Origin of the sequence: Ruminococcus sp. N15.MGS-57 (genome assembly GCF_000980385.1) — a bacterium.
Lineage (GTDB): Bacteria > Bacillota > Clostridia > Oscillospirales > Ruminococcaceae > Hominimerdicola > Hominimerdicola aceti.
This window is the reverse complement of record NZ_LARF01000066.1, coordinates 1-6,173: the sequence shown is the minus strand read 5'-3', so window position 1 is coordinate 6,173 and position 6,173 is coordinate 1. Positions and strand designations below refer to the sequence as shown.

Here is a 6,173-nt window from a genome sequence, read left to right as displayed (position 1 = left end):
AGGCACAATGGCAAAGTAGAGCGCAGTCACCGAGAAGATCACAACAAATTCTATTCGTGCCATAGGTTTTATTCCTGCGACGACTTAAACGTGCAGCTAGCTGCACGTTTAAGTCGAACAAACAACCGTCCTATGCGTCCCCTCAAATGGTTTTCGCCTATCGAATTTCTTAATAATAGTGTCCAATATGATTGACAAACCTACAAAATGCAAAAATTAGCGAAAAGTACTGTTAATCTTACAAAAAATATGTTATAATTAGTTTGGTAAAACTAAAACGCTAAAACTTATCATAATATAATATTTTTACAGGAGGTCAACTATGTCAAAGGTAACAGAACTTAAAGACAAATTCGTTGAGATCTACACGGAAAACATAAAGCGCCCGGGCTCGGAAAAGCTGCTCAATTATCTGCTTTCAGAAAACAGCGACTTCTTTGTTGCACCTGCTTCTACAAGATACCACGGAGCATACGAGGGTGGCTTGTGCGAACACAGCATACACGTTTATGAGTGCCTGAAAAGCTATCTGGAGCGTGAGCGTGTAAAGGAAGATTACAACATGGAATACTCTGACGAGAGCATTGCTATCGTTTCACTGCTTCATGACATCTGTAAGGTAAATCTTTACAGAGTAAGCTACCGCAACGCCAAGAACGAACAAGGCGTGTGGGAGAAAGTCCCATACTATGAATTTCACGAAACACTGCCATATGGTCACGGTGAAAAGTCGGTCTACATAGTAAGCAGCTATATGCGACTGACTCGTGAGGAAGCCATGGCTATACGCTGGCACATGGGCTTTTCAGGAGAAGAAAACAAGAACAGTATCGGTCTTGCCCTTGAAATGTATCCTCTCGCACTGGCGACCCACATTGCAGATATGGAATCTACATTTTGTATAGAGGGCGGCAAGGCGTGAGGATACTTATAGACGCTGACGGCTGTCCTGTTACGAATATCGCAGTTTCTATAAGCAAAAGCCATGGGCTTGAATGTATCATAGTTTGCGACAGCTCACATATTTTCAGCTCTGACTATGCACAGGTGATAACTGTCGACAAGGGTGCAGACAGTGCAGACATGAAGCTTGTGAACATCGCTCTAAAGGGCGATATTGCCGTGACGCAGGATTATGGGCTTGCGGCAATGTGTCTTGCAAGAAACGTCCTTGCTCTGGACCAGAACGGCAGGATATATGACAACTCCAACATTGATGCACTGCTTCTATCAAGACATACTGCAAAGAAGATACGCAGAAGCGGTGGCAGGCTCAAAGGTCCGCCAAAGCGCACCAAACAGCAGGACGAGGATTTCAGGGTGGCTCTTACCAAACTAATCGAAGATAATATTAACTTTATGTAAAATATGCACAAAATATATAGAATTTCATAGAAAATTGTGTTACAATCAAACTATAGTTTTATAGAAAAGAGGTTTTCACAATGAACATAGACAAGATTTTGAAGGAACTCACACTTGAAGAAAAAGCTTCATTGTGCTCAGGCTCTGACTTCTGGCACACTGAGGAAATAAAAAGGCTGGATATACCAAGCATAATGGTGTCTGACGGCCCTCACGGACTTAGAAAAATGCGTGATGATACAGACAATCCTAACGAAGCTATCAAGGCAGTATGCTTCCCATGTGCCTGCGCACTTGCCTGCTCTTTTGACAGAAAGCTGCTTACAACTCTCGGCAAGGCTCTTGGCGAGGAGTGTCAGGCTGAGGACGTTTCCGTTATACTTGGCCCTGGCTGTAACATAAAGCGTTCACCACTTTGCGGCAGAAACTTTGAATACTTCTCAGAAGACCCTTATCTTGCTTCACAGCTTGCCACAGCACACATAAAGGGCGTTCAGAGCAAGGGCGTGGGAACTTCCCTTAAACACTTTGCCATGAACAATCAGGAAACAAGACGTATGAGCTATTCTGCCAACGTTGATGAGAGAACGTTCCATGAGATATATTTAAGTGCCTTTGAAACACCAGTCAAGGAAGCAAAGCCTTGGACAGTGATGTGTTCATACAACCGCATAAACGGCGAATATTCCTCGCAGAACAAGCTTCTGCTCACTGATATACTCAGAAACGAATGGGGCTATGATGGACTTGTAGTTAGCGATTGGGGCGCAGTTGATGACAGACCTCTTGGCGTTGCCGCAGGTCTTGACCTTGAGATGCCTACCAGCAACGGCAAGAATGACGAGCTTATCATAGAAGCCGTAAACAACGGCTCACTTTCAATGAAAGACCTTGACAAGGCTGTTAGAAACGTGCTTACGCTTATTCAGAAAGCTGAGGACGGCTATGCCACTGCAACAAAGTGGGATAAAGAAAAACAGCATGAACTTGCAGGCAAGATAGAATCCGAATGTGCGGTACTGCTCAAAAATGATGATAAGATACTGCCGCTTGACAAGTCTGCAAAGATAGCTTTCATTGGCGAATTTGCCGACAAGCCACGTTATCAGGGCGGCGGAAGCTCTCACATAAATTCATTTAAGGTAACATCTGCCCTTGAAGCTGTCAAGGGCATGGATAATATCACATACGCACAGGGCTTCGTCACCGACCGTGACGAAACTGTTGACGAGCTTCTCGATGAAGCTGTGGAGCTTGCCAAGAACAGCGATGTTGCCGTTATCTTCGCAGGTCTGCCAGAAAGCTTTGAGTCTGAGGGCTTTGACAGAAAGCATATGAGAATGCCTGATTGTCAGCTCAAGCTTATTGATGAAGTTGCTAAGGTAAATGAAAACGTTGTTATCGTTCTCCACAACGGCTCCGCTGTTGAAATGCCGTTTGCAGATAAGGTGAAGGGCATACTTGAAATGTATCTTGGCGGACAGAACATTGGCACTGCTGAAAAGGCTCTGCTTTTTGGCGAAGCTAACCCTAGCGGAAAGCTTGCGGAAACTTTCCCTGAAAAGCTTTCACATAATCCGTCTTATCTTAATTTCCCGGGAAATATGGACGATGTTGACTATGCCGAGGGTATTTTCGTGGGCTACAGATATTATGATGAAAAGGGCATAAAGCCACTGTTCCCATTTGGTCACGGACTTTCATACACAACCTTTGAATACAGCAATCTTACTGTTTCAGAAAACGAGATAAAAGACGACAAGACCCTGACGGTCATGGTGGACGTAACAAACACAGGCGACAGAGACGGAATGGAGATCGTTCAGCTTTACGTTTCCGACAAGGAAAGCTCAGTGCGCAGACCTGTCCGTGAGCTTAAGGGCTTTGAAAAGCTTTTCCTTAAAGCTAGCGAGACCAAAAAGGCTGTGTTCCACCTTGATAAGCGTTCATTTGCATACTACGAGCCTGATATACACGATTGGTTCGTTGAATATGGTGAGTTTATTATCGAGGCAGGCTCTTCTTCAAGAGATATCAGACTTTCGACTTCTGTTTATGTATCTTCCGATACAAAACTCCCAGTGCATTTCACCTTGAACACCACCTGTGGCGAGATAAATTCTATCCCAGAGGGCAGAGCTATGTTCGAGGACATTTTAAGCCAAATAGACTGCGGTTTTGGCGACACGGCTTCCGACGATCTTGGCGCTTCTGCAAAGGAAATGATGGAAGCAATGATAAGAGATATGCCACTGAGGACCCTTGTTACATTTACAAATGTTCCAGACATCACAAGAGCGAAGATGTCAGAAATGGTGGAAAATCTCAACGAAATGCTTGCAGAAAAATAATCAATTATGGACAGCAAGTTAGACAGCAACAAAGACGAAAAATCGAATGTGACAGAAAATGATGCTTCAAAAACAAAAACAAGCAAAATAAAACTTTTCGTAGGCGTGATCGCAGTTGCGGTCGCCATTACTACAGCGATCGCTTCTGCACTTGTTAACAGACCACAGCGTGATGATGTGGTGATACTCACACCGCCTGCTGACAGCTCTCAGGCTGACAAGGTGGACAATTCAGGCAGTGAAAAGGTCATTAGCAAGACTGCAAAGGCACACACCACAAAGAAAACAGTGACATCAAAAGCCGTCACAAGCAGTATTGCTGAAACCAAAGAGGAATACAGCTTTCCTGCTGACATAAACAAGGCTGACAAGGAAATGCTCATGGCGGTGAGTGGCATAGGTGAGGTAACAGCCGACAGGATAATAGCATATCGTGACAGAGTTGGTGTTATCAGCAACATGGATATGCTTCTTGAAGTAAACGGCATCGGAGAATCTACACTTGCACTTCTCAAAGGCTATTTTTATGTTGACAGTGCAGACTACCATGATATGCCGCAGGAAACGAAAGTCACAGAAACTCAGCCTGTTCAGACAGAAATCCCTGCTGATACTGTAACAGAGCCTCCGGCCACAGAGGAGCAAACTGTTACAACGGCTGAAACTACTGAGAAAGTCAGGCAGAAAGTGAACATAAACAAGTCTGACGCTCAGGAGATATCAGACAAGCTGCTAATTGATATGGACAAGGCGAATGCTGTCATAGAACTTCGTGAGCTTATATCCTATTACGAAAGCCCTAACGAGCTTCTTTTGTGCAAGGGCTTTACAGAAAAACTTGTTTCCGAGCTTTGGGATTATATTGAAATATAACTGTATTTTATATATCTGCTACATAAAAAAGAACTCGCACATTTTAGAGGAGCGCCAATAAAGAAGTTTTTATGATTTGAAGATAAGGTTGCGTAACTGCCTTGGTTACGCGACCTTTCTCTTTTTGTCGTACTTCATACTGTCAGCGACCGCAGTCGATACTGCAACATCGAAGCGATAATAAATGTCGATCTGCTGAGTACGATGCCCATCGCTCTTTTCAGGAGCGTAAACAACTATCTTCTCGATAAGTTCATGCATGATCTCGGAAGTAAGTTCCGTGATATGCTCATACTTCTGCACTACCTTTATAAAGGAGTTCACATCAGCACATTTCTGCTCTGCTGTTTCAATAAAAGCAGTAAGCTCTGATGCTTACGCTTTCAATTTCTTCTGCTCGTCCTCATATCCTGCGGACAGTACAGCAAAACGTTCGTTAGAGATCTTACCCGAAATATTGTCCTCATAGAGTCTTGCGAAAAGTCTGTCAAGTTCAGCAATACGTTTTTCAGCCTGAGTGAGAGCTTTCTTTGTCTTAAATACATCAGAGGAATGCTTTGACGCAGAGTTGTCCATGGCTGTCTGCACAAACTCTGATTCATTGTCTTTAACACTATCAAGGAGCTTGTTCAGAGCATTTAAAACCAACTCTTTCAGAACGACAGTCCTGATGTAATGGGCTGAACAGCTATCCTTATCAGCTGAATGTGTAGAGCTTTTCAGATGCTCCTGATCTTCGCTAAGGCTTCTTGAACGGCACAGGTATAGCTTTTTACCGCAGTCAGCACAGAAACAGATGCCCGAAAACGGATTTACAGTTTCCTGCTTCTGATTTCTGCGCTTATTCTTACGCATCTCCTGAACAAGCTCAAACTCCTGCTGTGTGACGACAGGCTCATGGGTATTCTCAACGATGAGCCAGTCTTCTTTTGGATTTTCGATCTTACGCTTGTTCTTGTAGGACTTGCGGCGTGTACGGAAATTTACCGTATGACCTATGTATTCAGGGTGCTCTAAAATGTCAATGACAGTTTCAGTACACCAGCGGTCAAGCCTGGAATTCTTGTTAGCCGGGTTTCTTCCCTGCGATATAGCGTAAGCCGTTGGATTGGGAATACCTTCCTCTGTCAACTTACGAGCTATCTGAGTCGGACCATAGCCACTGATACAGAGCTTGTATATCTTGCGTACAACCGCTGCAGGCTCATCATCAATGATCCACTTGTGCTTATCTTCCTCAGATGCCTTGTACCCGTAAATAGGCAGAGAAAGCGGTTTGCCCGACTGACCCTTTGCCTTGGATACAGCACGAATCTTCTTCGATGTATCCCTGGCGTACCAGTCATTAAAAATGTTCTTGAAAGCCATCAGCTCATTCTCGCTCTTGAGAGTATCCACGTTATCATTGATAGCGATATAGCGGACATCATAGTCAGGGAATATGATCTCAATGTACTCACCGGTTTTCAGGTAGTCTCTGCCGAGTCTGCTCAGATCTTTGGTGATGACCGTTCCCACTTTGCCTGCTTCAACATCTGCCATCATAGCCTTGAAGCCATCACGTTCAAACGTCGTACCCGAAAC

General features: G+C 44.2%; 4 protein-coding genes and 1 pseudogene. 4 read left to right on the top strand and 1 reads right to left on the bottom strand.

The genetic code is table 11. The features are described from left to right. Positions 1-322 precede the first annotated feature (322 nt). The 4 genes from WS40_RS10005 (at position 323) to WS40_RS11660 (ending at position 4,589) form a co-directional block, all read left to right on the top strand. Positions 323-922, top strand: a complete 600-nt coding sequence (locus tag WS40_RS10005) for a hypothetical protein (protein ID WP_046442014.1) — start codon at positions 323-325, stop codon at positions 920-922. Further along, positions 919-1,365 (top strand): YaiI/YqxD family protein, encoded by a 447-nt coding sequence (locus tag WS40_RS10000; protein ID WP_046442013.1) that lies wholly within the window; start codon positions 919-921, stop codon positions 1,363-1,365. Before WS40_RS10005 ends, WS40_RS10000 begins: the two co-directional genes overlap by 4 nt. Positions 1,366-1,445: 80 nt before the next feature. Further along, positions 1,446-3,716, top strand: coding sequence for a glycoside hydrolase family 3 C-terminal domain-containing protein (locus WS40_RS09995; RefSeq protein ID WP_046442011.1), 2,271 nt, complete (start codon positions 1,446-1,448; stop codon positions 3,714-3,716). 6 nt (positions 3,717-3,722) lie between these two features. Continuing rightward, on the top strand, positions 3,723-4,589 hold the full coding sequence (locus WS40_RS11660; protein WP_325208530.1) for a helix-hairpin-helix domain-containing protein: 867 nt from the start codon (positions 3,723-3,725) through the stop codon (positions 4,587-4,589). A gap of 105 nt (positions 4,590-4,694) precedes the next feature. Here WS40_RS11660 and WS40_RS09985 read toward each other — a convergent pair. Beyond that, a pseudogene (locus WS40_RS09985) lies at positions 4,695-6,173 on the bottom strand (recombinase family protein); the annotation flags it as partial.